Below are 1,186 nucleotides of genomic sequence, written 5' to 3'. Positions count from 1 at the left end.
GTCCCGCATGGGACGACACATTGTTTATACCGTAGACTAAAGTCTACGGTTAATAAAGTGCTGTCCCTGCGGGACAAGGAGCGAAAGCCAAGTGGTATGATTGCGGATAGTCATAACTTTTTTTGTTAGCATCCGGAGATACGCGAAAACCTACCCTGTTTGCCTTCTTTGCGGTAATCTGGGTCTGTTTTTCTGTGACGATAGGTTTAATTATTATTCCCATTTCTTGTTCCTCCTTTTGTTAAAAATTATTAATTGCTGCGACTGCGCTCTCCGACAAAATCAGTTGAGCGGCATCCATCACCTTATATGTGTTGAGTTCCGAAACATTGATGACCGATGTCCGTTGCAAATTGCGAGCCGACAAAGACACGTTTACGTTTGTTTCAGCCGACACCAAAAGCAGTTTCTTGCCGTCCATCTTCAAATTTTTCACTAATGTGATAAATTCTTTGGTGCTTGGTGCGTTGAAAGTGAAATCTTCGATGACCGTCAAAGCCGATTCGCGCACTTTGTATGCCAACGCCGACTTGCGAGCCAACGATTTCACTTTTTTGTTCAACTTGAAACTGTAATCGCGCGGCACCGGTCCGAAAACCCGTGCGCCACCGTGCAACAACGGAGAGTTAATAACCCCTCTGCGTGCACCACCGCCGCCTTTTTGACGACCCAATTTGCGGGTGCTCCCCGCAATCTCGCTTCTTTCTTTGGCTTTTGCCGTTCCTTGACGCCGATTAGCCAGATGCTGTTTCACATCCAGATAAATCACGTGGTCGTTGGGTTCAATGCCAAATACTCCATCTTTGAGGGTTACCTTTCTGCCGGTATCGTGCCCTTTAGTGTTATATACTGCTGCTTCCATTACTTTTGAACTATTACGATTGAACCTTTTGCACCCGGAACAGAGCCTTTGAGCATGACCAGATTGTGCTCGGGTATAATTTTAATCACTTCCAAGTTTTGCGTGGTAACACGCTCATTGCCCATCTGCCCGCCCATGCGCGTTCCTTTGAACACTTTGGCGGGATACGAACAGGCACCGATAGACCCCGGGTGGCGTTGGCGGTCACTCTGACCCAGCGTGGCATCGTTCACCCCGCCGAAACCGTGACGTTTCACAACTCCCTGAAAGCCTTTACCTTTGGATGTCCCGATTACGTCCACGTAAACCGAACCATCCAAAAAC

Annotated in this window: 2 protein-coding genes and 1 pseudogene; all 3 read right to left on the bottom strand. The window is 47.8% G+C overall.

Annotated features, from left to right (window positions below):
* Positions 1 to 121: 121 nt before the first annotated feature.
* Positions 122 to 223: pseudogene (locus ASC50_RS07410) on the bottom strand (50S ribosomal protein L23); the annotation flags it as partial.
* A gap of 18 nt (positions 224 to 241) precedes the next feature.
* Positions 242 to 862, bottom strand: coding sequence for a 50S ribosomal protein L4 (gene rplD / locus ASC50_RS00805; protein ID WP_056928584.1), 621 nt, complete (start codon positions 860 to 862; stop codon positions 242 to 244).
* On the bottom strand, positions 862 to 1,186 hold a 325-nt coding region (gene rplC / locus ASC50_RS00800), incomplete at its 5' end, for a 50S ribosomal protein L3 (protein ID WP_082592005.1). The genes rplC and rplD, both read right to left, overlap by 1 nt.

The organism is Candidatus Symbiothrix dinenymphae (assembly GCF_001431085.1).
This window is presented reverse-complemented; position numbering and strand designations above follow the sequence as displayed.

What these genes read in the sequence shown, in the direction of transcription:
- rplD (WP_056928584.1), bottom strand. Translation starts at nt 862, where the DNA reads ATGGAAGCAGCAGTATATAACACTAAAGGGCACGATACCGGCAGAAAG.